Genomic DNA, 425 nt, shown 5'->3' with positions numbered 1-425 from the left:
ACGATTGTATTTGAAATTGGAGAAGTTGAAGCAAATGATGTTAAACCTCCCAAAACGATTGCGGCTGATAAAAATAAATTTTTCATAATAATATATTTTAAGTAATAACGTTAATTTTTAGTAATCTGTTGTAAATCAGATATAATTTTTATTTTTTAATCCAAGTTCCATCTGCGTTAGCATAAAGAGAACCTACTTTATCTCCTACGGTAACTTCTAATTTGTATTCAGATTTTGTATTTTTGTATGCTTTTGTAAGTACTGCATCCGGGTATGCTTTTTTAAGTGCATCCGTAACTGCAACTGGTACTTCTACTACTTTAATCTCAGTATAATCATCCTGAATAGTTACTGTTTTTACGATTGTATTTGAAATTGGAGAAGTTGAAGCAAATGATGTTAAACCTCCCAAAACGATTGCGGCT

At 30.6% G+C, this 425-nt stretch carries 1 protein-coding gene; it reads right to left on the bottom strand.

From position 1 onward, the window contains the following. Positions 1 to 148: 148 nt before the first annotated feature. Positions 149 to 425, bottom strand: a 277-nt coding sequence (locus RT99_RS24475; protein WP_117614840.1) for a hypothetical protein, incomplete at its 5' end; no start/stop codon positions are given.

The organism is Flavobacterium sp. MEB061 (genome assembly GCF_000834715.1).
GTDB classification, from domain to species: Bacteria; Bacteroidota; Bacteroidia; order Flavobacteriales; family Flavobacteriaceae; genus Flavobacterium; species Flavobacterium pectinovorum.
The sequence above is the reverse complement of the archived record's forward strand: the minus strand, read 5'-3'. Positions and strand labels throughout refer to the sequence as shown.